This is a genomic window from Paludibacterium yongneupense DSM 18731, assembly GCF_000422925.1.
Classification (GTDB): Bacteria; Pseudomonadota; Gammaproteobacteria; order Burkholderiales; family Chromobacteriaceae; genus Paludibacterium; species Paludibacterium yongneupense.
Genome location: NZ_AUGZ01000008.1, coordinates 107,579 through 129,391, shown reverse-complemented (window position 1 = coordinate 129,391; position 21,813 = coordinate 107,579). Strand labels below are relative to the sequence as shown.

The window sequence follows — 21,813 nt, the reverse complement described above, 5'->3', positions numbered from 1 at the left end:
GGACGGCTTGCGCCGCAACCTATGCTCCGTAACGGTGTAAAAGGAATTGTATCAGTCCCGCTCGCCAATGCGGCGGTACCAACCGAGTTTTTCCGCCAGTTTTACGACCTCGCCGACAATGATCAGCGCAGGCGAACGCACCGCGTGCATTTCTATCAGTCCGGGCAGCGTCGCCAAGGTTCCCGTAATCGTGCGCTGCCGGGCCGTGGTCGCTCTTTCGACAATGGCAACCGGGTAATCCGCGGGCAGTCCGTGCTCGATGAAGGCCGCGCACAAGGCGGGGGCGGTCGAGACGCCCATGTATACCACTATGGTCTGTCCGGGCCTGGCCAATGCGGGCCAGTCCAGCGTGATGCTGCCGTCCTGCCGGTGACCGGTGACGAAAACAACGGACTGCGCATAGTCGCGGTGTGTCAGCGGGATGCCGGCGTAGGCCGCCGCGCCGCTGGCCGAGGTGATGCCGGGCACCACCTCGAAGTCGATGCCGTGCGCGGCCAGGGTCTCGATCTCTTCGCCGCCACGACCGAAGGTGAACGGATCCCCGCCTTTCAGGCGCAATACGCGATGCCCGTCTTGCGCCAGGCGGACCATCAACTGATTGATATCCTCCTGCGGCAGCGCATGATTCGCGCGCTCCTTGCCGACGTAAATGCGCTGCGCATCCCGGCGCACAAGTTCAAGCAACTCCTCCGCCACCAGCTTGTCGTACAAAACGACGTCGGCCTGCTGCATCAGCCGCAAGGCGCGAAAGGTCAGCAGGTCGGGATTGCCCGGTCCCGCACCGACCAGATACACGGCACCGCGAGGCCGGGTATCGGCACTGGCCAGGCGCTCCAGCATTTCGCGCTCGGCGCGCGCCTCGTCCCCATTCATCACCTCTTCGGCCAAAGGCCCTTCCAGCACCGACTCCCAGAACGCGCGCCGGGCGTCGGTGTCCACAATCCGCTCGCGCACACGTTGCCTGAATCCCGCCGCGAAGCGGGCGAGGCGGCCGAAACCGGATGGAATCAGACTTTCGAGCCGTGCGCGCAGCAAGCGCGCCAGAACCGGCACCCCGCCGCCGGTCGAGACGGCGATGACCAGCGGCGAGCGATCGATGATGGATGGCGTGATATACGTGGACAGCTCGGGCCTGTCGACCACATTGACCCATAGTCCGGCCTGTTTCGCCGCGGCCGCGACGGCCCTGTCGACGGCATCGCCCCCCGTCGCCGCCACGACCAGGCGCTTGCCCGCCAGGGCGGAGGCATCAAACCGGGCGGCCAGCCACTGCACTTCGCCCGCATCGACGCGAGCCTGCAAACCCGGGCACAATCCGGGCGCCATGACGGTCACGCGCGCGCGCGCCGCTGACAGTAAACGCACTTTATGCAAGGCGGTCTCACCGCCGCCGACGACCAGGCAGGCCTGATCGTCGAGCTTGAGAAACGCCGGAAAATAATCCATATCCATTACGATCAGAAAGAAGCCGACTAAGCTTACGATAATTCCCGCATAAAAACGACCATGCCCTGGCCGACACGGCAATGAGCCAGTCAAGGGTTTCCGGGTGACAGTACCGGAGCCAGACCATTAGAATGCGAAGAATCCGCTACGACCTTCACCCTACTCTTCTGCGAGGCCTTGTTTGAACGCGAGCCCCCCACTGCTGGCCGTCGGCCTCGTCCTGCTGGCCTTGCCGCTGTCGATCGCAGGGCTCGGCGCATGGCTGGCGACACGCCGTTTCCGGCAACGCCGGCGCAGGCTCGTCGGCTTCGTCCACGACAGCGCCGCGGCCGTGTGCGCGGTCGACAACGGCGGCGGCATCACAGCGACCAGCCCCGCCTTGCTGTCCCTGTTCGGGCGGCATCACGACACGCTGGACAGCCTGCTGCCCGCGGCTATCGCCGCTTGGCTGGCCAACCCGCAGCAGCAGGAGTCGCTGTCACCGCCGGCATGGCTGCAGCGTCCCGACGGCAGCCGGCGTCAGATCCGCTGCGCCGAATATGGCGATGCCCGTTCCCGCTCCCCGCACTGGCGCCTTCTGTACGTTCACGATGTCACGCAAGCCGAGGCGGCACTCGAACAGAACCGCCACTGGCGCATTGCCTTGCAGGGCGCGCGGCTCGGGCTGATCCATATCGACCCGGTCGCGCGCGAACTGGCCGCCACGGCAGAAGCGCTGTATGCGATGCTGGGCCTGGGCCCCGACTGGTGCCGGGCCTCATTCGAGCGCTGGCTGGAACGGGTCCACCCTGACGATCGCGCCCCGCTGCAAGAACTGTTCTCGCTGCCGGATCTGCAACGCGGCCGCATCGGCCTGGAATACCGCTTCCGCCACGCGGACGGACACTGGGAATGGCTGGAGCAGCGCAATCAGTTCATCGACGACGAACCGCGCCACAATACCATTCTGGGTCTGTGCACCATCATCACCGCACGCAAGCTGGCGGAACAGGAAATCCACCGTCGCGAATACGAGTTCCGCATGCTGGCGGAAAATTCCGTCGACATCATCGCGCGCTACGATCTCGAGCTGCGCTGCCAATATATCAACCGCACCATCACGCACTATCTTCCCGTCCCGCGCGACGCGCACATAGGACAACGCGCGCTCGAACAAGGCTGGAACGCGGCCAGCGCCGAACGCTTCGAGCAGTCCTGCCGCAACGTCATCCGCGAGTTGCGCCCGGAAAGCCAGGAGCTGGAACTGGACATCGGCAGCCAGCGCCATATTTTCCAGGCCCGCCTCTTTCCCGAAGTCGATGGCAACGGCAAACTGGCTTCGCTGTTATGCCTGTGCCGCGAGATCACCGATCTGCGCCAGTCGACCCAACTGCTGGAAGAGGAAAACGCGGTACTGGAAATGATAGCCGGCAACCGCCCGCTGTCCGATATCGTCGAGCAGATCTGTCTGATGATGGAAACCCAGTTGCCGGGTGCCTTATGTTCGGTCATGGTACGCGAAAGCGACGCGCTCACCCTGGTGGCGGCGCCATCGCTGCCGCACACCTTGCGCAAAATCCTGAATCGCATCGAGATCGCGCAGGACAACGGCTCCTGCGGCAGTGCGGCGTTCAGCAAGCAGGCGGTCATCGCAGAAGACATCCAGCTCCATCCTGCATGGGCGGCATGGCGGGATGAAGCCCGGACCTACGCGCTGCGCGCGTGCTGGTCGTTCCCGATACTCAATAGCGAACACGACCTGCTCGGAACCTTCGCCGTCTACTTTCACGATGTCGCGAGGCCGGGATCCGATGCGATACGGCTGATACACCGCTGTTCGCATATCGCGGCAATCGCCATGCAGCGCGACCGGCACGAGAGCCAGCTCTACGTGCTGGCAACCCAGGACTGCATGACCGGATTGTCGAACCGGCGCCATTTTCTGGAAATGGCCGAACTCGAGCTGCGGCACGCCCGGCGTTATCGGCGACCGCTGGCTGTACTGATGCTAGATCTCGATCGCTTCAAGGCGATCAACGACCACTACGGCCACGCGAGCGGAGACCGCGTCATCGTCGATTTCGCCCGCCAGTGCCGCGCGGTGTTGCGCGCCTCGGACCAGATCGGGCGCCTTGGGGGGGAAGAATTCGCGGCGCTGCTACCGTCCAGCGGACATGCGGAAGCGCTCATCGTAGCCGAAAGACTGCGCGGCGCAGTCGAGGCCGCCATCGTCGAGGCCGGGGAGAAGACCATCGCTTACCGCGTCAGCATCGGCATCGCAACCCTGCATCCGCAAGAGACCCTGGACATGCTGCTGAACCGGGCCGACAAGCAGCTCTACCTGGCCAAGCAGCAAGGCAGAAACCGGATCTGCAGCGGGGAGGAGGCTTGATCGCGGACTCAGTCCGGCGTGCGCTCATTTTCCAGACGCGCGGCAAAATCGGCAACCGTGGTTTCTGCCAGCGTCGTCAGCATCGGCTGCAATATCGCTTCGAGCGAATAACCGATCGCACCGTCCTGTTCCGGGTCGGCCCGGTAGATGAATAAGTGAAACAACTCGCCCAGCGTGATCGTCGACAGCCGCTTGCGCAGCACCCAACCATCCTGCCCTCCTTTCTGGGCATAACCGGCCAGCGCCAGGCGGTCGAGAACCAGACCGATTTCATCGAAACCGACATTGACCTCCTGCCTCAGATCCTGCGGCGTCGGCACGGTGCCGTCGTTTTGCGCCGCATCGAGCAGAATCAGCAGCTTCAGCGCGTCGAGAAAGCGGCGGCGCGGATCGAAACGGCGGCGCCAGGCATCATCCGCCCAATATGACAGGGCCGAAGTGAACACCGCCCCCACCAGCACCACCAGCCATACGCAATAGACCCACAGCAGCACGATGGGAACGCTGGCAAAGGCGCCGTACACCAATTTATAGGACGCGATCTCGCCGATATAAAATCCGAACACGGCGCGCGCGCCCTCCAGCAGTACCGATGTCAGCAAGGCCCCCCAGATGGCATGACCAAGCGGGACGAAGCGGTTGGGCACGATACGGAACAATAGCGTCAGCACGCCGGCCGTCAATAGAATAGAGCCGCCCGACTGGACCAGATCGGCCAGAAAAGGGGCCTTGTGCGCCAGACGCGAGGCTTTGAACAGGCCATGCCACAGCAACAGCCCCCCTCCGAGCACCAGCGGCCCGAGCGTCAGCACGCCCCAGTAGATGAGCCCCTGCTGCAACCAGGGGCGCGCGCGCCGCACCCCCCAGATGGCATTGAAGGTGCGTTCGATAGTCGACATCAACATCAGCGCGGTGCCGCCAAGCATGACAATGCCGGCCGCGGTCAAGCGCTCGGCATTGTCCGCAAACTGGCGCATGTATACGGTAATGACCTTGCCGGCAAACTCGGGCATCAATGTCGTCAGCAGCATCACTTTGAAACGCGTGCTGTATTCGGAAAAAATCGGAAACGCCGCCATCACGATAAGCGCGATGGTCAGCAAGGGGACCAGTGCCAGCAGAGTGGTAAAAGTGAGGCTGCCCGCGACCTGGAGCACACGGTTCGAACTCATGCGCCGCCAGAGAAAGCTGGAAAACCCCATCCAGCGAATGGAGTCGTCGAATAATGCCATGCGATAAATCCTGTTCCAGAGTTCTTTCACGCCCGCCGCCGGAAGGCGGCAGACATTCTGATAGTATTACGATGTTTTCAGCCTGGCGGAAATCACATGCAGGATATTCTGATTCTTTACTATACCCAGCACGGCGCCACGCGCGCCCTCGCGCACTCCATCGCCCGCGGGGTGGAAAGCGTACCCGGCTGCCGGGCCAGACTGCGCACGGTTCCCAAAGTCTCGACCGTCTGCGAAGCCAGCGCCCCAGGCATTCCAGACAGCGGGGCCCCTTATGTCGAGCTCGCCGATCTGGAGCAGTGCATCGGTCTCGCGCTTGGCAGTCCGACCCGCTTCGGGAACATGTGCGCCGCGGTCAAATACTTCCTCGACGGCACGGGTGCCCTGTGGCTGCAGGGACGGCTGGCCGGCAAGCCCGCCTGCGTGTTCACCAGCTCGGCCACGCTGCACGGAGGCCAGGAAAGCACCCTGCTGTCGATGATGATCCCCTTGCTGCACCATGGAATGGTTCTGCTCGGGCTGCCCTATAGCGAAGCCGAACTGTCGACGACAAGCAGCGGCGGCACACCGTACGGGGTCAGCCACGTCGCGGGCGCCAACAACGACCTGCCCTTGAGCGAGGCTGAAAAAAAACTGGCAACGGCCCAGGGGCGGCGGCTGGCCGAACTCGCGCTCAAGCTTGCCGCCGGCTGAGTCCGTCCGCAGCGTTCCAGGGCGCGACCTTGAGCAAGAGCAGCATACCCGGCACGGCCAGTGCGCAGCACAGCAGAAAGAACGAGGTCCAGCCGAAAGCCTCCACCAGGTAACCGGTCGCCGCATTGGCGACCGACCGCGGAATCGCCGCCAGGCTGGAGAACAAGGCGAATTGGGTCGCGGTATAAGCGGGGTGGCTCGCACGCGCCATATAGGCGACCAGCGCGGCCGATCCGAGGCCGACGCCTAGCGCCTCGACAGCGATCACGAGCGCAAGCCGGGCCAGTTCGCCGCCGCCGACATTCGCATGGTGCCCATGCGCGGCCAGCCAGGCGAAACCGAGAATCGACACCACCTGCACCACGCCGAACAGCCACAAGGCGCGATTGATGCCCAGCTTGAGCATCCAGATGCCTCCGAAGATCCCGCCCACCACGGCCGGCCACAAACCGGCCTGCTTGGCGACCAGCCCGATCTGCGTCTTGGAGAAGCCCATATCGAGATAGAACGGGGTCGCCAGCGAGGTCGCCATACTGTCGCCAAGCTTGTACAGAAAGATGAACAGCAAGATCCAGGCCGCATCGCGCGGACCGCGCCGCGTCATGAACTCGCGAAACGGCTCGACCACGGCATCGCGCAGCGTATTGGGCGCGCGCTCGATCAGTTGCGGCTCGGATACCAGCAACGTCATCGCGACCCCCGGCAGCATGAACAGGGCGGTGAACAGGAACACGGTATTCCACGGCAGGTAATCGGCCAGAATCAGCGACAAGGCACCCGGCACCAGGCTCGAGAGCCGGTAAGCGTTCACGTGCAGGGTCGTGCCCAGGCCCAGTTCGCGTTCGTCCAGAATCTCGCGCCGGAACGCATCGAGCACGATGTCCTGGCTCGCCGAGAAAAAGGCCAGCGCCAGCGCCAGCCAGACGATGGGGGCCACGCCTTGCGCGGGGGCGAAGCACCCGAGACCGGCGATAGCCAGCAACAGCCCCAGCTGGAACAACAGCATCCAGCCGCGGCGTCGGCCAAGCCAGGGCGGCACGAAGCGGTCCAGCAGCGGCGACCACAGAAACTTCCAGGTAAACGGCAGCTGGATCAGGGCGAAGAGCCCGATGGCCTTCAGGTCGACGCCGGCGCTGCGCAACCAGGCAGGCACCAGACTGAGCAGCACATAGAGCGGAAGTCCGGAACTGAAACCGGTAAAAACGCAGGTCAGCATCTTGCGCGAGAAAATGTCGCGTCGCCAGCCGGGCATCGCCTCACTCATCCGCCGTCACCCGGTAGAAAGCCAGACTGCCGAACAGATTGGGCAGGACATGGATGAACTTCCCCTTGTCCATCACCACGCGCTCGATGATGCGCACCTTGTTCTTCGCGCACAACGCCTCGAAGTCGCCGAGCATGCACCAGTGAATATTCGGCGTGTCATACCATTGAAAAGGAATCGTGTCCGATACCGGCATGCGCCCGCGCAGGATCTGCCAGCGGTTTTCCCAATACCCGAAGTTGGGGAAGGTCACGATCGCTTCGCGGCCTACGCGCAGCATTTCCAGCAGAATCTGCTCGGTCTGACGCATCGCCTGAATCGTCTGCGACAGCACGATATGATCGAAGCTGCCGTCGCCGAAACCGGCCAGCCCGACTTCGAGATCGCTCTGGATCGCGGAAACGCCGCCCGCGGTGCAGCGCACGATATTGTCCGAGTCGATCTCGACGCCATAGCCGATGACATTCTTGTTCTCCTGGAGCCAGCCAAGGAGCGCGCCATCGCCGCAGCCGAGGTCAAGCACGCGCGAAGAAGGGGAAATCCAGTCGGCAATCAATTGCAAATCGGGTCGTAGTTGGCTCGTCATGCTGCAAGCTCCCGGGCGACACGGTCGAGGTAGCCGCGCATCAGATTGACATAGGGCGTATCGGTCATAAGGAAGGCATCGTGGCCGTGGCTGGACTCGATCTCGGCGTAAGCGACTTTCTTGCCGCCTGCGATCAGCGCAGAAACGATCTCGCGCGAGCGCACCGGGGAAAAACGCCAGTCGGAGGTAAAGCTGGCCACCATGAAGTGGGCCTCGACCGGCTCCAGCGCCGCACGCAGATCCCCGCCGCAGTCGTGTGCCGGATCGAAATAATCCAGCGCCTTGGTCATCAACAGATAGGTATTGGCATCGAACCGGTCAGAGAACTTGTCGCCCTGATAGCGCAGATAGGATTCGATTTCGAACTCGACGTCAAAGCCGTACTGATATGCACCCGAGCGCAACAGACGACCGAACTTGGCCCCCATGCCGTCATCGGACAGATACGTGATGTGGCCGAGCATGCGCGCAAGCCGCAGGCCGCGTCGCGGCAGGACTCCATGCGCATAAAAATCGCCGCCATGGAAATCGGGGTCGGTCAGAATCGCCTGCCGCGCCACATCGTTGAACGCGATATTCTGCGCCGACAGGCGCGGAGCCGACGCGATCACCAGTGCGTTCGCCACTCGGGCGGGATAACTGATGCTCCACTGCAAGGCCTGCATCCCGCCCAGACTGCCACCGACGACGGCCGCCCAGCGCTCGATGCCGAGCAGGTCGGCCAGGCGCGCCTGGGAATGGACCCAGTCGGTGACCGTCATCATCGGAAAGGACGAGCCCCACGGCTGATCGGTATCGGGACGAATCGAAGACGGGCCGGTGCTGCCGTGACAGCCGCCGAGATTATTGACGCCGACCACGAAAAAGCGATCGGTGTCGATAGGCTTGCCCGGACCGATCATGCTGTCCCACCAACCCGGATATTTTTCGTCTGCACGGTAGCGTCCTGCCACATGATGATGGCCGGACAGGGCATGGCAGATCAGAATGGCGTTGCTGCGGTCGCGGTTCAGTTCTCCATAGGTTTCGTACCTGAGCCGGTAAGCGGGCAAGACCGCGCCGCAAGCCAGCTCAAGCGGTAAATCGAATGCGGCGTCCTGCGCCGCGACGATGCCGACAGATTGTAGGGTATTGGCCATCATTCACTCTTGGCTGTTTTTAATGGTGTCGGCGTCAAGGCTTCTGCGGAAAGGATAAACGCAGCGGGCAACTTGCGCCAGCGCCGAAGCGCACCGATACTACGCAACCATGATCGGTCGCCTGTTCAAACTCGTCCTTGTCGCCGGCGTGGCACTGCTTGTCACGCGCTGGCTGCTGAACCGCAATCAGCGCGCGCGCCTGCACGAGTTGTTTTCCACTCTCGCCTTCGCCCTGGTGCTCAGCGCCATCATCATGCTCGTTCTGTACGGCTTCGGCCTGCATCCCTGGTAAGCCCTTGATCCCGCGCAGGGACGCGCGGCCCCGTGGCGGCTACACTGCGCTTTTTTTGCCGGTGCGCAATGGACCTGACCCAGCACATCCACACATTCAGCCATTACCTGAAGGCCCGCTTCGGCGAACGGGTCCACAAGCTGTCGCTGGCAGGCGACTTTACCTGCCCCAATCGCGACGGCACGCTGGGGCGCGGCGGCTGTTCGTTTTGCAATGTCCGCAGCTTCGGCCGCCACGCGGCCGAGCTCTCCATCGCCGAACAGATTACACGCGAAAAACGCAAAACCGACCGCGCGCGACGCTATCTCGCCTACTTCCAGGCCTACACCAGCACCTATGCCGAAGTCGAGACGCTAAAGGCTCTGTACGATGAAGCCGCGCGCCAGAGCGATGTTGTCGGTCTGTGCGTCGGAACCCGTCCTGACTGCGTTCCGGATGCCGCACTCGACCTGCTGGCCGACTACCAGCAGCGCGGCTTCGAAATCTGGCTCGAGCTCGGCTTGCAAAGCGCGCACGACGCCACCCTCGAGCGCATCCGCCGCGGGCACGGTCTGGCGGCCTACCGCGACGCGGTCGCGCGCGCGCGCCAGCGCGGACTCGCCGTCTGTACCCATCTGATCGCAGGCTTGCCGGGCGAGACGGACAGCGATGTCGATGCCACGCTTGCGACGGTGCTCGACATCGGCGTCCAGGGACTCAAACTGCACCCGCTGATGATCGTGCGCGGCAGCCGCATGGCGGCCCAATTCCGTCGCGGCGAGATCGCTCCCCCCTCGCTCGATGCCTATGCCGACACCGCTTCCCGCCTGATCCGCCACACCCCGGCCAGCGTGGTCTATCATCGCGTGTCGGCGACGGCGCAGGCACCGACCCTGATCGAGCCGGCGTGGTGCGGTCCGCGCTGGGATGCGCTGCAGGCTATCGGCGAGAGGCTGCAGCGCGACGGCGTGCAAGGCAGCGCCGTAGGCGCACCGTGGATAGCCGTGCCGCACGCATGAAAAAGCCGGCGCACGGGAGATTGCCCCCCTCGACGCCGGCGTTTCCTCCCCGAAGGGGGTGCCTTACTTGATGATCAGCTTGCGGCCCGTCGTTTTTTCCTTCTTGGGCAGCAGCAGTTCCAGTACGCCATCGCGCAAGCTGGCATCTGCCGTCGCTTCATCCACATCATGCGCAAGCTCGAAGCTGCGCGACACCTGGCCGAAGTAGCGCTCGCTGCGCAGCACCTTCTCGCCCTCTTTCACTTCCGTCTCTTTTTTGACTTCGGCCGTCAGCGACACATGCTTGCCGTCGATCCGGACATGAATGTCTTCCTTGTTCACGCCCGGCAACTCGGCATGCACGATATACGCCTTTTCGTCTTCCTTGACGTCAAGCTTGATACCCGCGGCCAGATCGCTGCGCGTGTCGAACGTCATCGGACGGATAAAGAAGCCCTTCAACATGTCATCAAACAAGGGCTCGAGGCCACTGCGACGCATCAGTTCATTCATGATGATCTCCTGTCGGATTCGGGTTGAAACGCCCCTGAACACATGGGGTCCAACTTTATAATTGGTCCGCTGCGGGGCATTCTCAAGTCTGTGCCCGGCCTGGGTTTGACCCGGGTCAAACCCAGGCCGGGCACTTGCCGTCGGGGCCGTGGCAACGGTACTCTTCGCCAACGGCACGCTACAGGCATGAAGAAATGGGCAAGGACAAATCTCCGACCACGCAGGCGGTGCGCGTTTTGCGCGAGCACGCGGTGGACTACACCGCACATTCCTACAAGTACGAAGCCCAGGGCGGTACACGGGTATCGGCGAGGGAACTGGGGGTGGACGAACATTGCGTCATAAAAACGCTGGTGATGCAGGACGAAACCGGCAAACCGCTGATCGTGCTGATGCATGGCGACCGCGAAGTCTCCACCCGCAATCTCGCCCGCCAGATCGGCGCCCGCCACATCGAACCGTGCGCGCCTGCAGTGGCCGACCGCCACAGCGGCTACCAGGTAGGAGGAACCAGCCCCTTCGGCACGCGCCATCCGATGCAGGTGTACATGGAGGCCGGAATTGCCAACTTGCCGCGTCTGTTCATCAACGGCGGCAAGCGCGGCTTTCTGGTCGGCATGACTCCGGCCGAGCTCATACGCGTACTGCAGCCTGTCGTCGTCGACGTGGCGGTCTGAGACCGCCGCCGGCTACCAGTACCAGAACAGCAGCGCCCAGGCTCCGTCGACGGCAAGCAAGGCCAGCGCGACCGCGACCAGCGCACCCGACTGCCGCGCCCGGTCGGGCGTCCAGCCCCGCACGATGCCGCGCGCGAGCCACAAGGACCAGACATTGGCCAGCAGCAGCAGACCCAGCCGCGCACCGGATACCCACCACAGATGCAGACCCTCCGCCTTGAGCAGGCTGACGGTCAAAGTGGAGAGACCGAGAAAAACGCCTATCCCCGCCTGCGGGATCAGGGACTGGGCCAGGTGATGAAAGCGCTGCCAGTGCCAGCGGCCGCCGCTGCGGACCGCCACGGCCAGGCATAGCGACAGGGTGCTGCCGAGCAGCAGCGACGTCGCCAGGATATAAGCGACGATCATCCCGCCATCGAGCCAGGTGAAGGTGTCGTTCACCTGTGGATAATGTGTCAACAGCCACCAGGGGGCGTTGTTTTCGAGCGGCCACACGATGTCGCGCGCGGCCAGCCAGTCGGCGCACGCCTGTTTGACGGCAATGAACCAGGGGCTGGCTGTCCAGTGAAAAGCGCCGATGGCGATGCCGAGCAAGCCGTAGAGAATCAGCACCGTTTGCCAGGCCGTGGCTTCGACCGCCCCGAGCTCGACGACTTCCTGTGCGGGAGAACGCGCCGACAGCGAGATCGCATCGCGATAACCGCTGCAGCGCGCGCACATGTGACAGCCGCTGTTGCCCTTCATGTGGCGCAGGGGCATTAGCGGCGCACAGTCGACGGCAATGGTGATGCGGCGATTCTTGGCCGACTCCAGCCACCGCGTCTCGTCGACCCGATAATGCATCGGGGCGAGTTTTCCGAGCAGGGCGAAGACCCCGGTCACCGGACACAGATGACGACACCAGGCGCGCTTGCCACGGGTATAGACGAGGCCGACCGCGATGGCCGCCAGCGTCGAACCGCCGAGCACCAGCATCGCCGCCTTCGGGTACTGGTACACGCTCACCAGCTGGCCATAGAGGGTGGTGGAGGCGAAACCGACCACCGGCCATCCATTCCAGCGCATCCAGCGCGGAATCGCCCGTCCGAGCCCGTGGCGCGACGTCCACTCGGTCAGCGACCCCTCCGGGCACAGCATGCCGCACCACAGCCGTCCGAACAGCACCATGCTCAACAGCACGAACGGCCACCAGATCCCCCAGAACACGAACTGGGCGAACAGGGTCAGATTGTTGAGAATGCGCGCCGAATCGTCCGGCAGCGGTAGGAATACCGGAACCAGCAGCAGGAAGCCGTAGACCAGCACCAGGACCCATTGCACGGCCCGAATCGCGCGCGCATGATCGCGCAGCCAGTCCCCGACCCGCGCCAGGCTAACGCGCATTGACGCGCACCCTGCGCTCGTCGCGATAGATCAGCCGCCAGACGCCTCCCCAGAACAGGCCCAGGGCGAGCAGGCTGGTCAGGGCGGGGTGCGAGCGGTAGCCGGTCAGAGAAGCGACGATGCTGCCGGCCAGGCTCGAATCGTCGAGCCAGCGCGAGCTGTCCCAGACCGGATCGACCAGCGCGGGCAGAACGTCGAGCGAGATCAGCTGCTCAATGCCATTCACCAGCAGGCCGCCGGCCAGCAACAGCAGCATGATTTCGGTCACGCGGAAGAACAAGCGCCACGACAGATACTTGCCGCCCAGTTGCAATATCCAGAACGTCGCCAGCGCCAGCGCGAAACCCGCGCAGGACGCCAGCCCCATGCTCGCCAGGGTAGAGGCGCTCGCGCCGTCCAGCATGCCAAACAGGAAAACGACCGTCTCGCTGCCCTCGCGCGCCACGGCGATCGCGCACAAGACCAGCACGCCCCACCAGCGCGAGGCAGAGGCCTGTGCTTCCAGCCCCGCTTCGAGCTCCTGCTTCAGCGTGCGTCCGTGCAGACGCATCCAGCGGACCATATGCACGATCAGCGCCGCCGCGACCAATACCATGAAGGTACGGAACAGATCTTCCGCGCCGCCGAGCGCGCTGGCAGCCGCAAACAGACCGAACGCCAGAAGCAGTGCCGCCAGCAAGCCGAGCAGGACGCCGCCCCACAGATAGCGCTTGCCAGCCCGCCCCTGCGGGCTCTGATTCATCCAGGCATTGAGAATGCCGACCACCAGCAATGCCTCGACGCTTTCGCGCCAGACAATGAACATCACCTGTCCCATACCCTGCCCGCTTCCGCTATTTGACGACGATCACGCCACGCGCCGTGGCCGGATGGAAATCGTCGAAGAATTTGTATTCCCCGGCCGACAAGCCCTGAAATACCACGAAGGACTCCACCCCCGGCGCCAGAACCTTCTCCTTGCGCAAGGGGAGGCTCTCGAACTCGGCCGCGCTCTTGCCGCTGTTCTTCACCACCAGCTTGAAACGCTGCCCGGCCGGCACGACCAGCCGCGTCGGCGCAAGCGTGCCATCCTTCAGCTCGAGGTGAAAAACCGGCATGTCCTCAGCCTGCGCCACGCCCGTCAGGGCGAGCGCCAGTATCATCCAGCGCATGACAAATCCTCCGGCGCTCAGTAGCCGCCCTTTTTACCGATGCCGGCATAGGTGAAGTCGTATTCGACGGTGAAAGTCTTGAACCACGGCGCGACGCCGGTTTCCTTGTCGGTATGGCGGCCGAAATGGCTATGCGCATCGGATCCCGGGGCCGAGATGGTGTACTTGAGGTGGTATCTGCCGGGCCCCATCAGCTTGATGTTGTCACCGTAGTGCGGGCCGTCGTTGGCGACCATGGGCATGTACACGCCCTTGATCGTGTCTTTGCCGCCGACCTTGGATACTTCGTAGCGCACGGTCAGGTACGGCATCCACTCGCCCTCGCCGAAGCCGTTGGGATTGCCCTTGACGGCGTGAATGTCGGCTTCCATGTGGACGTCCGATTCTTCGGCCTTGCGCATCATGCCTTCCGGATCCATCTTGATCGGCTGCAGATAGACGGCGCCGATTTCCATGCCGTTGCGGATTTGCGGCTTGCCGATCGGATATTCCTTGGCGGCAACGACGGCGGAGGCGCACAGACCCAGGGCGGCAAGGGCGAGCGGAAGACGACGATTCATGGCAGTTCCTTTCGGCCCGTGGCGAGCCTGTTTGTTTGATTGATAATCATTATCATACGCATTCACGCCGATGACAAGCCCTTTCCTGTTGTGACCGTCCTGACACCGACGACGGGCGACACGCATCGCCAGTCGGTAAAAAAAGATTAATTGCGTAATTGTAACCTGCGTTATTATAATCATGCCATGAATCAGACCTTCCATTCCATCGAGCAGGCCATTGCCGATATCGAAAAGCGCTTCCCGGGCGGCCCGCGCCAGGAAGTCCTGCTGGCGCGCCTGCTCTCCCATGTTCAGTCGCGCATGACCTGCCGCTTCAATCTGCGTTTCAAAGACGTGGGAATCAATGAAACGGACTGGATAGGCTTACTCACGATATACATCCACCCCGAACAAGCGCTTTACCCGTCGGATCTGAGCGAAGCGCTCGGCGCTTCACGCACCAGCGCAACCCGCATGGCCGACCTGATGGTCGAGCGCGGCTGGGTCGCGCGCAGCCCCTGCGGCGAAGACCGCCGCAAGGTGAAGCTGCGGCTCACCGAAGAGGGCGTCCGCTTCGTCGGACAGCATCTTCCGACATCGCGCGAACTGTTCCGCAGCCTGTGGGACGGTTTCGAGACGGACGAAAAAGACACGCTGGAAATCCTGTTGCGCAAATTACTCGCGCGATTGGGCGGCTAGCAGGGACGGCTCGCGACATCATGCCGCCGTTCAACGATCAATCGATGACCCATGGAGACCGCAAGGTGAATCGACAACACTGGCAGCAGAGCCTTGGCCTGCTGATATTGACCGCCGTATTGAGCGGATGCGCCGGCTTCGGCACCGAACAGACTCCGGCCAGACTGCTGACGCCCGAACAGCTGGCACTGCAGAGCGCCCGCAAAGCCGGTCCGCAGGATGGCTGGTGGCGCAAGCTGAACGATCCGCAACTGAATAAATTGATCGATAACGCCGTCGCAAACTCGCCGTCCCTGCAGCAAGCCGACGCACGCATCCGGCAGGCGGTGCAGGCCGCCGGCATCGTAGAGAGCCGCGATGGACTGCAAGTCGACGCCGCACTGGCGGCAGACCGGCAGAAGTTCTCGGATAACAGTCTGACCGGTTCGGAGCTGCGGGGCGCCGGCTATAAACTGATTCAGAACACGTACACGGCGCAAATCTCGGCCGCCTGGACCCTGGACATCTGGGGCAAGAACGCCGCGGCAACCCGCGCTGCGCTCGGCGCGGCCCGCTCCGCCGAATTCGACGCCCTCCAGAGCCGCCTGGTGCTGAGTCAGTCGGTGATCGTGCAGTACACGACGCTGCAACGCCAGCTCGCGCAGCAGAAGATCAACCAGGCCAGGATACGTCTGGCCGAGACACGCCTGGCGCTCACCCATGCCCGTGTCAGCGCCGGCCTGCAAAGCGCGGACACTCAGCGCCAGATCGAGATGCAACTCGCGAGCCTGCGCGCGCAGACAGCCTCGCTGGCCGCCGATGCACAGCGCGCACGTCATGCGCTGGCCGCGCTGGCCGGACAGGCACCCGATTCGCTCGACGGTCTGACCCCGGCCGAACTCGGCCCGGCACCGGCTTTCGACGAAGAGGGCATCACCGCCGACCTGCTAGGCCGGCGTCCCGACATCGCCAGCCGTCGCGCCCAGGTAGAAGCGATGAGCGAAAGCGTGAAAGAAGCGCGCGCCGAGTTCTACCCCAACGTCGAGATCAGCGGCCTGATAGGGCTGCAATCGCTGGCCTGGAGCAATTTCATCAACCGTTCGTCGAAAATGTTCGACGTATCCCCGGCCATCACCCTGCCCATCTTCCACTCGGGCGAGCTGCGTTCCAATCTGCGTCAGCAGCAGGCGGCCTACGATATGGCGGTGGCCGGCTATAACCAGTCCGTGGTCAACGGCTTGCGCGATGCGGCCGACGCCCTGTCCGGACAGCGTCAGGCGCAAGTACAGCTGAATCAGGCGCACGCGAGCGTCGAGAGCAGCCGCCGCGCCAGCGACGCGATGCTGTCGCGCTTCCGTGTCGGCATGGTCAACAAGCTCAACCTGCTCGACACCCAGGACGCGGAACTCACGCAGCAGAGTTCGCGCATCGAAGCCGAGGCCTACTCCCGCTTGAGCTGGGCCAACCTGAATATCGCACTGGGCGGAGGCTTGCTCGCCGGCCCGGCCCAACGCTAAGGAATACATGAGAATGGATAGCCAAGTACAGAAGGCCAAGAGCCGCAAACGCAATCTGATCATCGCATCGAGTCTGTTCGCCGCAGTCGCCATCGGCTACGGAGTGTATTGGGGAACGGTGCTGCGCTTCGAAGAATCGACCGACGACGCTTATGTGTCGGGCCATCTGGTCCAGCTCACGCCGGAAGTCGGCGGTACCGTGGTCAAAATCTCCGCCGACGACACCGATCTGGTGCAGGCAGGGCAAACCGTGGTCGAACTGGACGCCAACGACGCGCGCCTGGCCTTCGAACGTGCGCGTGCGCAATTCGTGCAGACCGTGCGTGAAACCCGGCAATTGATGACCAATGCCGAGCAGCAGCAGGCGCTGATCGAACAACGCAAGGTCGAGCTGGACCGCGCGACCGAAGACTACAAGCGGCGTCAGGCGCTGGCGGGCAGCGATGCCATGTCGGCGGAAGAACTCGGCCACGCGCGCCAGGCCGTCGAAGACGCGCGCGCGGCCCTGGCGGCAAGCACGCAACAACACAAGGCGACCACCGTCCTGATCGGACGGGACCGCGTCGCGCAGAACCCCAAGGTTCAAAGCGCGGCGGCCACGCTGAAAGACGCCTGGCTCGCACTGCAACGCACCGAAGTCAAGGCCCCGGCAAGCGGCTATATCGCTCGCCGCGGCGTGCAGGTCGGTCAGCGCATTGCCGCGGGCAGTGCACTGATGTCCATCATCCCGCTGGAATCGGTCTGGGTCGATGCCAACTTCAAGGAAGTCCAGCTCGAGAAGATCCGCATCGGGCAACCGGTGACCCTGGTCGCCGACTTGTACGGCAGCAGGGTCAGCTATCACGGCAAGGTCGCCGGTCTGGGCGCCGGGACCGGCAGCGCCTTCTCGCTGTTGCCCGCGCAGAACGCGACCGGTAACTGGATCAAGGTCGTGCAACGGGTGCCGGTCCGCGTCGCACTCGATGCCGCCGAACTGAAAAAGCATCCGCTGCGCATCGGCCTGTCCATGGACGTCGAAGTGAATACCCGCAATCAGAACGGCCCCATGCTGGCCGAAGCCGCCTCCACCTCGTCGCAGGAGACACGCGCGCTGACGCCGGATCTGAAGCAGGCGGACGCGCTGATAAACTCGCTGATCGATGCCAATATCGAAAAAGGCGAGTGACCGCCATGCCCGGGCCACGCGCCCGGGCGCCTCACGTTGAAAGGACGCCCGTCATATGACTCAACCTCCGCTGTCCGGGGCGCGTCTGGTCTGGATCACGCTGGCCCTGTCTCTGGCCACCTTCATGCAGGTGCTGGACACGACGATCGCCAACGTGGCCTTGCCTACGATTTCGGGCAACCTCGGCGCCGCCACCTCCCAGGGAACCTGGGTCATCACCTCGTTCGGCGTCGCCAACGCCATCTCCATTCCGCTGACGGGATGGTTGGCCAAGCGCGTGGGCGAAGTCCGCCTGTTCCTGTTCTCGACGCTGGCCTTCGTCGTCGCCTCCTGGCTGTGCGGCATTTCGCAAAGCCTTGGCACGCTGATCGTATTTCGCGTACTGCAAGGCGCGGTCGCCGGTCCGATGATTCCCCTGTCCCAGAGCCTGCTGCTCGCCTGCTATCCCAATGCGAAAAAGGGGATGGCGCTGGCACTGTGGTCGATGACCGTGATCGTGGCGCCGATTTTCGGACCGATTCTCGGCGGCATCATCAGCGATAACTGGCACTGGGGCTGGATCTTCTTCATCAATATTCCGATCGGCCTGTTCGCCGTCTGGGTCGCATGGAAAGAGTTGCGCGGTCGCGAGACTGAAACCCGGCCGCTGCCCATCGACGGAATCGGCCTCGCGCTCCTGGCCGTCGGCGTCGGCTGCCTGCAAGTGATGCTCGATCGCGGCAAGGAACTGGATTGGTTCCATTCGTCCACCATCGTCGTGCTCGCTGCCGTCGCGGCGGTGACACTGACCTTTCTGGTGATATGGGAACTGACGGCGGAACACCCCGTCGTGGATCTGTCGCTGTTCGCGTCGCGCAATTTTACCGTCGGTGCCGTCGGCATCAGCCTCGGCTACATGGTGTACTTCGGCTCGCTCGTCCTGCTGCCTCTGCTGCTGCAGACCCAACTCGGCTACACCGCCACCTGGGCCGGCCTCGCCGCAGCACCGATCGGCATCCTGCCCGTCATTCTTTCGCCGATCATCGGCAAGTTTGCCCATCGCATCGACATGCGCTGGCTGGTCACCATCAGCTTCAGCGTGTTCGCCTATTGCTTCTTCTGGCGCAGCCATTTCACGCAGGATATGGATTTCCGCTTCGTCGTCCTGCCCCAGGTGATTCAAGGCGTAGGCATTGCCTGCTTCTTTATGCCGCTGACCACGATTTCACTGGCAGGCCTCCATCCGAGCCGCATTGCCAGCGCATCCGGTCTGTCCAACTGCATGCGGGTACTGGCCGGCAGCATCGGAGCGTCGATCACCGAAACGATGTGGGACAACCGCGAGTCCTTCCACCACGCCGTCCTGACGGAATCGGTCACCTCATCGCATCCGGAAGCCGGCAGCTGGTTCGATCTGCTCGGCAGCCTGGGCATGTCGACGTCGCAGCAGCACGCCTACACCGCGCTGCAGATTACCCGGCAGGGCTATATCATCGGCGCCAACGAGATTTTCTGGGCTTCCGGTCTGCTGTTTCTGATACTGATCGCGGTGGTCTGGTTCGCCCGACCGCCGTTCCGACCGGCGGGTAGCGATGCGGGCGGTGGTGCGCATTAAGCGGCAGGTGTTATATAGATTTTCACTTTAATACATTATTTCTTGTAAATCAGCGGCTGATCTTCCACTCTTGTACTGGCCGCGGCATCGTGCTGCGGTCAGTCGCCGGGAGAAGACGCCATGTCCGCCACCGCCGCGCAGACGCAAATGCAGGCACTAAGCGAACTGCACCAGTTGCTGCTGCCGCAAACCCTCGCCAACGCCCTGAAAACGCCGTTCTACCAGCGCCACTGGAGCGGGATCGATACCGCCGCCATCGGTCCCGGCGGCCTGGCGCATCTGCCTCTGACCGACAAGACAATGATACGGCAGGCCGGACGCGATGCGCAGAACCGCCTTGGCGACACATGCCACGAAACCTTTACCAGCGATGCCAGCGGCATTCCTTTCGTCACGGTGCGCAGCGTGCGGGAGCAGGCCTTCCTGCATGAATTCTTCGCCCGCCAGCGTCCCGCAGGGCAAGGCGAGAACCTGCCCCGCGCCATCCGGTTCAAGAATATCGACCAGGGCCACCTGAGCGCCCTGCCCGCGGCCATGCATGCCCACGAACTGGGGCTGTATGATCACGGCGTATTCAGCTATGCCCGCACCCTGCTCGGTTCACGCCTCGAAGATCAAGGCGTGGAAAGCCGCGTTACACTCCTCATCGGGCTTGAACGCATGCTGCGCGCGTTTACCGCCGACTGCGAAAACCATGTCCGTCCCTCGCACACGCTGCACAGCATCGTCTCCTACTCGCATTATCTGACGCCGGCCTGGCGCCGCCGGCACGAGACCTTCTGGGGCTGTCAGGTCAACGACCGTTTCACTCCCGGCGAGGTCTTCGGCGGGGCGAGCCGCGACAACGCCAGCGGCTGGTGGCACTGGGACCCGCAACTGATTCCGGAAGTCATAGGCGCTCACAGCGGGCAGGTACTGCGCGAAGGCGTCGGCCTGCTGGCACTGACCGCGCTCTATCCTTTCCAGCAGGCGCAGCCTCTGGTTCGCTACCTGACGGGGGATCTGGTGGCGGTGACCCATTCGCTGCCGGGGCAGGAGGGGCGCTTCGCCTTTCAACCGCTGGGACGCAGCCGGGCGGGCATCCGGCAGCCGGGCAGCGACGACTGGCTGATCACACCGGCCGCACTGTTCGAAATCATGGACGAACTGCCCTCGGTCGCACGGCTACCACGCTTCCTCGACAGTCCCGACGTGCGCGACCCGTACGCGATCGGCCACCCGCGCTATCAGCTGCAGGGGCGCGAGTGCGCCGGGCGCACCGAAATTTCCATCGCCTGGCAGGCCTCGCCCCGTTTGCAGGACGCCCCCTCGCAAGCCGCGCTCATCATCGACCGGCTTGTCGCTGCCTGCCCCAGACTCGCGGATGCGCTGGAGCGCGGCGAAGCCGTCATCAGCTCGCAGGCCCGCGCCCGTATCGGAGCCGACCTGATCGCTCACGCCGAATGAAGGGCTTTCCCGGCGGCGTCCGCTCAGCCTGCCGTCTCGCCTCCGGCTGGCGCGTCACGAAGCAGGCAGGCCGCCTTGCGGGCGTCCAGCCGCTGTTCCTCGCGGGCGAGGTCGATGCCCGCCTGCTCGATGCTCCACGGGTCGAGCTCGCCCCCCGACCGTGCACCAGGTGCCGCCATGGGCAGGCATGGCCCTTCCAGCACCCACTCCAGACGCCTGACCGCCAACGCGACATCCCTCATCCGGTACTCGAGCTGCGGTCCAAGATCGCCGAGCAACGGACCACGATCACAATCCAGCGGCAGCCGGGCCAGCAGTTCGTGCATGCGCGAAAACAACCGGGCGCGGATGCGCCCCCCCGCTCCCCCCGCCGGGCGCCGCAAATGGTAGAACTCACGCAAGCTCATCGCGCATCTCCGGCCATAGCCGGGCCGACGCGGGCACGGCGGATCGCCAGCCGATGGGCCGTCATGGGGCGCCCCCCGGCAAGCCGCGCTTCTCCATCGCTTCCCGGTGACTGCGCATCAGGTGGACATGCAGCTCGCGTGCGCCCCGCGCGGCGGCTCGCGCTCGCCGCTGCGCGGCACTCGAGCGCGCGAAGGTGCGCAAACCGAGCAGCCCCAATCGCACATGAAACTTCTCGTCCGGATTGATGTGGCGCCGGAACATCTCGGCCGTAGCCGGATCGAAGCCGTCGAGCACCTCCTCGTCGCGCTTGAGAGACTGTGCTTCGACAGTGAACTGTTGCGCCGCGAAAAACTCCTCCGGATAGGCGAGGCTGTCGAGATAGTCGCCAAGCGCCATCTGCGCCGGCGTCGGACGGTAGTCGAGCACCGATCCCCCCAACTGCTCGATTCGATGCCGGCAGTAGAGCGCATGCTTGGCTTCATCCCCCACCTGACGTCCGACCAGAACTTTCAGCGTCAGGTCCGGCACCCGTTCGACAAAGCGACCGATGACTTCGACGCCGCGCAGCTCGTTGAACCAGCGCGGAAGCAGTTCCTCGGCCGCAGCCTCCCCACTGAGACATCCCACCCAGTAGCGGGTCTCGCATTCGGCGTGCAGGGCGAAGAACTCCCCGTTCTCCTGCGTCAACGATTCGATAAAATCATCGATATCTTGCGTCATTCTGATCGTCCTCGCTTCA

The 21,813-nt window shown here is 63.7% G+C and carries 22 protein-coding genes; 10 read left to right on the top strand and 12 right to left on the bottom strand.

Annotation, left to right across the window (positions count from 1 at the left end):
- Positions 1-51: 51 nt before the first annotated feature.
- Entirely contained in the window at positions 52-1,446 is a 1,395-nt protein-coding gene (gene cysG, locus G520_RS0105055; protein ID WP_028534698.1) for a siroheme synthase CysG, read from the bottom strand.
- A 181-nt stretch (positions 1,447-1,627) separates the two neighbouring features.
- On the opposite strand from cysG, the gene G520_RS21620 reads away from it, so the two are divergent.
- Positions 1,628-3,817: a GGDEF domain-containing protein gene (locus tag G520_RS21620; RefSeq protein ID WP_051229064.1), complete on the top strand. Its 2,190-nt coding sequence runs from the start codon at positions 1,628-1,630 to the stop codon at positions 3,815-3,817.
- Between the two features lie 8 nt (positions 3,818-3,825).
- Here the strand turns inward: G520_RS21620 and G520_RS0105045 are convergent, their stop codons facing one another.
- Complete coding sequence (locus tag G520_RS0105045) at positions 3,826-5,049, bottom strand: YihY family inner membrane protein (protein ID WP_028534697.1); 1,224 nt, start codon at positions 5,047-5,049, stop codon at positions 3,826-3,828.
- Positions 5,050-5,145: 96 nt separating this feature from the next.
- Here G520_RS0105045 and wrbA point away from each other — a divergent pair, with 96 nt between their 5' ends.
- Positions 5,146-5,742 (top strand): NAD(P)H:quinone oxidoreductase, encoded by a 597-nt coding sequence (wrbA, locus tag G520_RS0105040; RefSeq protein WP_028534696.1) that lies wholly within the window; start codon positions 5,146-5,148, stop codon positions 5,740-5,742.
- On the opposite strand, the gene G520_RS0105035 is transcribed toward wrbA, so the two are convergent.
- Genes G520_RS0105035 through metX form a run of 3 tightly spaced genes read right to left on the bottom strand, consistent with a single transcriptional unit; the run spans position 5,723 to position 8,731 of the window.
- Positions 5,723-7,006, bottom strand: coding sequence for an AmpG family muropeptide MFS transporter (locus G520_RS0105035; protein ID WP_028534695.1), 1,284 nt, complete (start codon positions 7,004-7,006; stop codon positions 5,723-5,725). The two genes, wrbA and G520_RS0105035, sit on opposite strands and share 20 nt — an antisense overlap.
- Positions 6,999-7,592 carry a methionine biosynthesis protein MetW gene (gene metW / locus G520_RS0105030; protein ID WP_028534694.1) on the bottom strand — a complete coding sequence of 198 codons (594 nt, stop codon included), beginning with the start codon at positions 7,590-7,592 and terminating at the stop codon, positions 6,999-7,001. The genes G520_RS0105035 and metW overlap by 8 nt, the downstream gene beginning before the upstream one ends.
- Entirely contained in the window at positions 7,589-8,731 is a 1,143-nt protein-coding gene (gene metX, locus G520_RS0105025) for a homoserine O-succinyltransferase MetX (RefSeq protein ID WP_028534693.1), read from the bottom strand. The genes metW and metX overlap by 4 nt, the downstream gene beginning before the upstream one ends.
- Positions 8,732-8,840: 109 nt before the next feature.
- Between metX and G520_RS0105020 the strand changes: the two genes are divergently transcribed.
- Positions 8,841-9,023: a protein MIGRI gene (locus G520_RS0105020; protein WP_028534692.1), complete on the top strand. Its 183-nt coding sequence runs from the start codon at positions 8,841-8,843 to the stop codon at positions 9,021-9,023.
- 68 nt (positions 9,024-9,091) lie between these two features.
- Positions 9,092-10,021, top strand: coding sequence for a tRNA modification radical SAM protein MnmL/YtqA (gene mnmL / locus G520_RS0105015; protein WP_028534691.1), 930 nt, complete (start codon positions 9,092-9,094; stop codon positions 10,019-10,021).
- Positions 10,022-10,084: 63 nt separating this feature from the next.
- On the opposite strand, the gene G520_RS0105010 is transcribed toward mnmL, so the two are convergent.
- On the bottom strand, positions 10,085-10,513 hold the full coding sequence (locus G520_RS0105010) for an Hsp20/alpha crystallin family protein (RefSeq protein WP_028534690.1): 429 nt from the start codon (positions 10,511-10,513) through the stop codon (positions 10,085-10,087).
- Between the two features lie 194 nt (positions 10,514-10,707).
- Here G520_RS0105010 and ybaK point away from each other — a divergent pair, with 194 nt between their 5' ends.
- Positions 10,708-11,190: a Cys-tRNA(Pro) deacylase gene (ybaK, locus tag G520_RS0105005; RefSeq protein WP_028534689.1), complete on the top strand. Its 483-nt coding sequence runs from the start codon at positions 10,708-10,710 to the stop codon at positions 11,188-11,190.
- A 12-nt stretch (positions 11,191-11,202) separates the two neighbouring features.
- On the opposite strand, the gene G520_RS0105000 is transcribed toward ybaK, so the two are convergent.
- From G520_RS0105000 to G520_RS0104985, 4 genes are read right to left on the bottom strand one after another with little or no spacing between them, the layout of a single operon-like run.
- The gene (locus G520_RS0105000) at positions 11,203-12,573 is read right to left on the bottom strand and encodes a 4Fe-4S binding protein (protein ID WP_028534688.1); all 1,371 of its coding nucleotides are present in this window, start codon (positions 12,571-12,573) and stop codon (positions 11,203-11,205) included.
- Positions 12,563-13,378 (bottom strand): FTR1 family iron permease, encoded by an 816-nt coding sequence (locus tag G520_RS0104995; RefSeq protein WP_246542718.1) that lies wholly within the window; start codon positions 13,376-13,378, stop codon positions 12,563-12,565. Before G520_RS0104995 ends, G520_RS0105000 begins: the two co-directional genes overlap by 11 nt.
- Before the next feature lie 28 nt (positions 13,379-13,406).
- Positions 13,407-13,724, bottom strand: coding sequence for a cupredoxin domain-containing protein (locus tag G520_RS0104990; protein ID WP_028534686.1), 318 nt, complete (start codon positions 13,722-13,724; stop codon positions 13,407-13,409).
- A 17-nt stretch (positions 13,725-13,741) separates the two neighbouring features.
- Complete coding sequence (locus G520_RS0104985; protein ID WP_028534685.1) at positions 13,742-14,284, bottom strand: iron transporter; 543 nt, start codon at positions 14,282-14,284, stop codon at positions 13,742-13,744.
- Between the two features lie 186 nt (positions 14,285-14,470).
- Here G520_RS0104985 and G520_RS0104980 point away from each other — a divergent pair, with 186 nt between their 5' ends.
- From G520_RS0104980 to G520_RS0104960, 5 genes are all read left to right on the top strand, one after another.
- Positions 14,471-14,965: a MarR family transcriptional regulator gene (locus G520_RS0104980; RefSeq protein WP_028534684.1), complete on the top strand. Its 495-nt coding sequence runs from the start codon at positions 14,471-14,473 to the stop codon at positions 14,963-14,965.
- 44 nt (positions 14,966-15,009) lie between these two features.
- On the top strand, positions 15,010-16,461 hold the full coding sequence (locus tag G520_RS0104975) for an efflux transporter outer membrane subunit (protein WP_028534683.1): 1,452 nt from the start codon (positions 15,010-15,012) through the stop codon (positions 16,459-16,461).
- Between the two features lie 13 nt (positions 16,462-16,474).
- Positions 16,475-17,626, top strand: a complete 1,152-nt coding sequence (locus G520_RS0104970; RefSeq protein WP_028534682.1) for an HlyD/EmrA/EmrK family protein — start codon at positions 16,475-16,477, stop codon at positions 17,624-17,626.
- 55 nt (positions 17,627-17,681) lie between these two features.
- Entirely contained in the window at positions 17,682-19,220 is a 1,539-nt protein-coding gene (locus tag G520_RS0104965) for a DHA2 family efflux MFS transporter permease subunit (protein ID WP_028534681.1), read from the top strand.
- Positions 19,221-19,340: 120 nt separating this feature from the next.
- The gene (locus G520_RS0104960) at positions 19,341-20,666 is read left to right on the top strand and encodes a phenylacetate--CoA ligase family protein (RefSeq protein ID WP_028534680.1); all 1,326 of its coding nucleotides are present in this window, start codon (positions 19,341-19,343) and stop codon (positions 20,664-20,666) included.
- A gap of 23 nt (positions 20,667-20,689) precedes the next feature.
- Here G520_RS0104960 and G520_RS0104955 read toward each other — a convergent pair whose 3' ends face one another.
- Positions 20,690-21,073, bottom strand: a complete 384-nt coding sequence (locus G520_RS0104955; protein WP_028534679.1) for a hypothetical protein — start codon at positions 21,071-21,073, stop codon at positions 20,690-20,692.
- A gap of 61 nt (positions 21,074-21,134) precedes the next feature.
- A complete protein-coding gene (locus tag G520_RS0104950) occupies positions 21,135-21,794 on the bottom strand; it encodes a hypothetical protein (RefSeq protein ID WP_028534678.1) in 660 nt (219 codons plus the stop codon).
- Positions 21,795-21,813 lie beyond the last annotated feature (19 nt).

Excerpts from the sequence above, each read along its gene's own strand:
- ybaK (WP_028534689.1), top strand. The coding sequence starts at position 10,708 with ATGGGCAAGGACAAATCTCCGACCACGCAGGCGGTGCGCGTTTTGCGC.
- G520_RS0105045 (WP_028534697.1), bottom strand. The coding sequence starts at position 5,049 with ATGGCATTATTCGACGACTCCATTCGCTGGATGGGGTTTTCCAGCTTT.
- G520_RS0104980 (WP_028534684.1), top strand. The coding sequence starts at position 14,471 with ATGAATCAGACCTTCCATTCCATCGAGCAGGCCATTGCCGATATCGAA.
- G520_RS0104985 (WP_028534685.1), bottom strand. The coding sequence starts at position 14,284 with ATGAATCGTCGTCTTCCGCTCGCCCTTGCCGCCCTGGGTCTGTGCGCC.
- G520_RS0104955 (WP_028534679.1), bottom strand. The coding sequence starts at position 21,073 with ATGAGCTTGCGTGAGTTCTACCATTTGCGGCGCCCGGCGGGGGGAGCG.
- G520_RS0104970 (WP_028534682.1), top strand. The coding sequence starts at position 16,475 with ATGGATAGCCAAGTACAGAAGGCCAAGAGCCGCAAACGCAATCTGATC.
- G520_RS0104950 (WP_028534678.1), bottom strand. The coding sequence starts at position 21,794 with ATGACGCAAGATATCGATGATTTTATCGAATCGTTGACGCAGGAGAAC.
- cysG (WP_028534698.1), bottom strand. The coding sequence starts at position 1,446 with ATGGATTATTTTCCGGCGTTTCTCAAGCTCGACGATCAGGCCTGCCTG.
- G520_RS0105020 (WP_028534692.1), top strand. The coding sequence starts at position 8,841 with ATGATCGGTCGCCTGTTCAAACTCGTCCTTGTCGCCGGCGTGGCACTG.
- G520_RS0104965 (WP_028534681.1), top strand. The coding sequence starts at position 17,682 with ATGACTCAACCTCCGCTGTCCGGGGCGCGTCTGGTCTGGATCACGCTG.
- G520_RS0105010 (WP_028534690.1), bottom strand. The coding sequence starts at position 10,513 with ATGAATGAACTGATGCGTCGCAGTGGCCTCGAGCCCTTGTTTGATGAC.
- G520_RS0104960 (WP_028534680.1), top strand. The coding sequence starts at position 19,341 with ATGTCCGCCACCGCCGCGCAGACGCAAATGCAGGCACTAAGCGAACTG.
- mnmL (WP_028534691.1), top strand. The coding sequence starts at position 9,092 with ATGGACCTGACCCAGCACATCCACACATTCAGCCATTACCTGAAGGCC.
- metW (WP_028534694.1), bottom strand. The coding sequence starts at position 7,592 with ATGACGAGCCAACTACGACCCGATTTGCAATTGATTGCCGACTGGATT.
- metX (WP_028534693.1), bottom strand. The coding sequence starts at position 8,731 with ATGGCCAATACCCTACAATCTGTCGGCATCGTCGCGGCGCAGGACGCC.
- G520_RS0105035 (WP_028534695.1), bottom strand. The coding sequence starts at position 7,006 with ATGAGTGAGGCGATGCCCGGCTGGCGACGCGACATTTTCTCGCGCAAG.
- G520_RS0104990 (WP_028534686.1), bottom strand. The coding sequence starts at position 13,724 with ATGCGCTGGATGATACTGGCGCTCGCCCTGACGGGCGTGGCGCAGGCT.
- G520_RS0104975 (WP_028534683.1), top strand. The coding sequence starts at position 15,010 with ATGACCCATGGAGACCGCAAGGTGAATCGACAACACTGGCAGCAGAGC.
- wrbA (WP_028534696.1), top strand. The coding sequence starts at position 5,146 with ATGCAGGATATTCTGATTCTTTACTATACCCAGCACGGCGCCACGCGC.
- G520_RS0105000 (WP_028534688.1), bottom strand. The coding sequence starts at position 12,573 with ATGCGCGTTAGCCTGGCGCGGGTCGGGGACTGGCTGCGCGATCATGCG.
- G520_RS0104995 (WP_246542718.1), bottom strand. The coding sequence starts at position 13,378 with ATGTTCATTGTCTGGCGCGAAAGCGTCGAGGCATTGCTGGTGGTCGGC.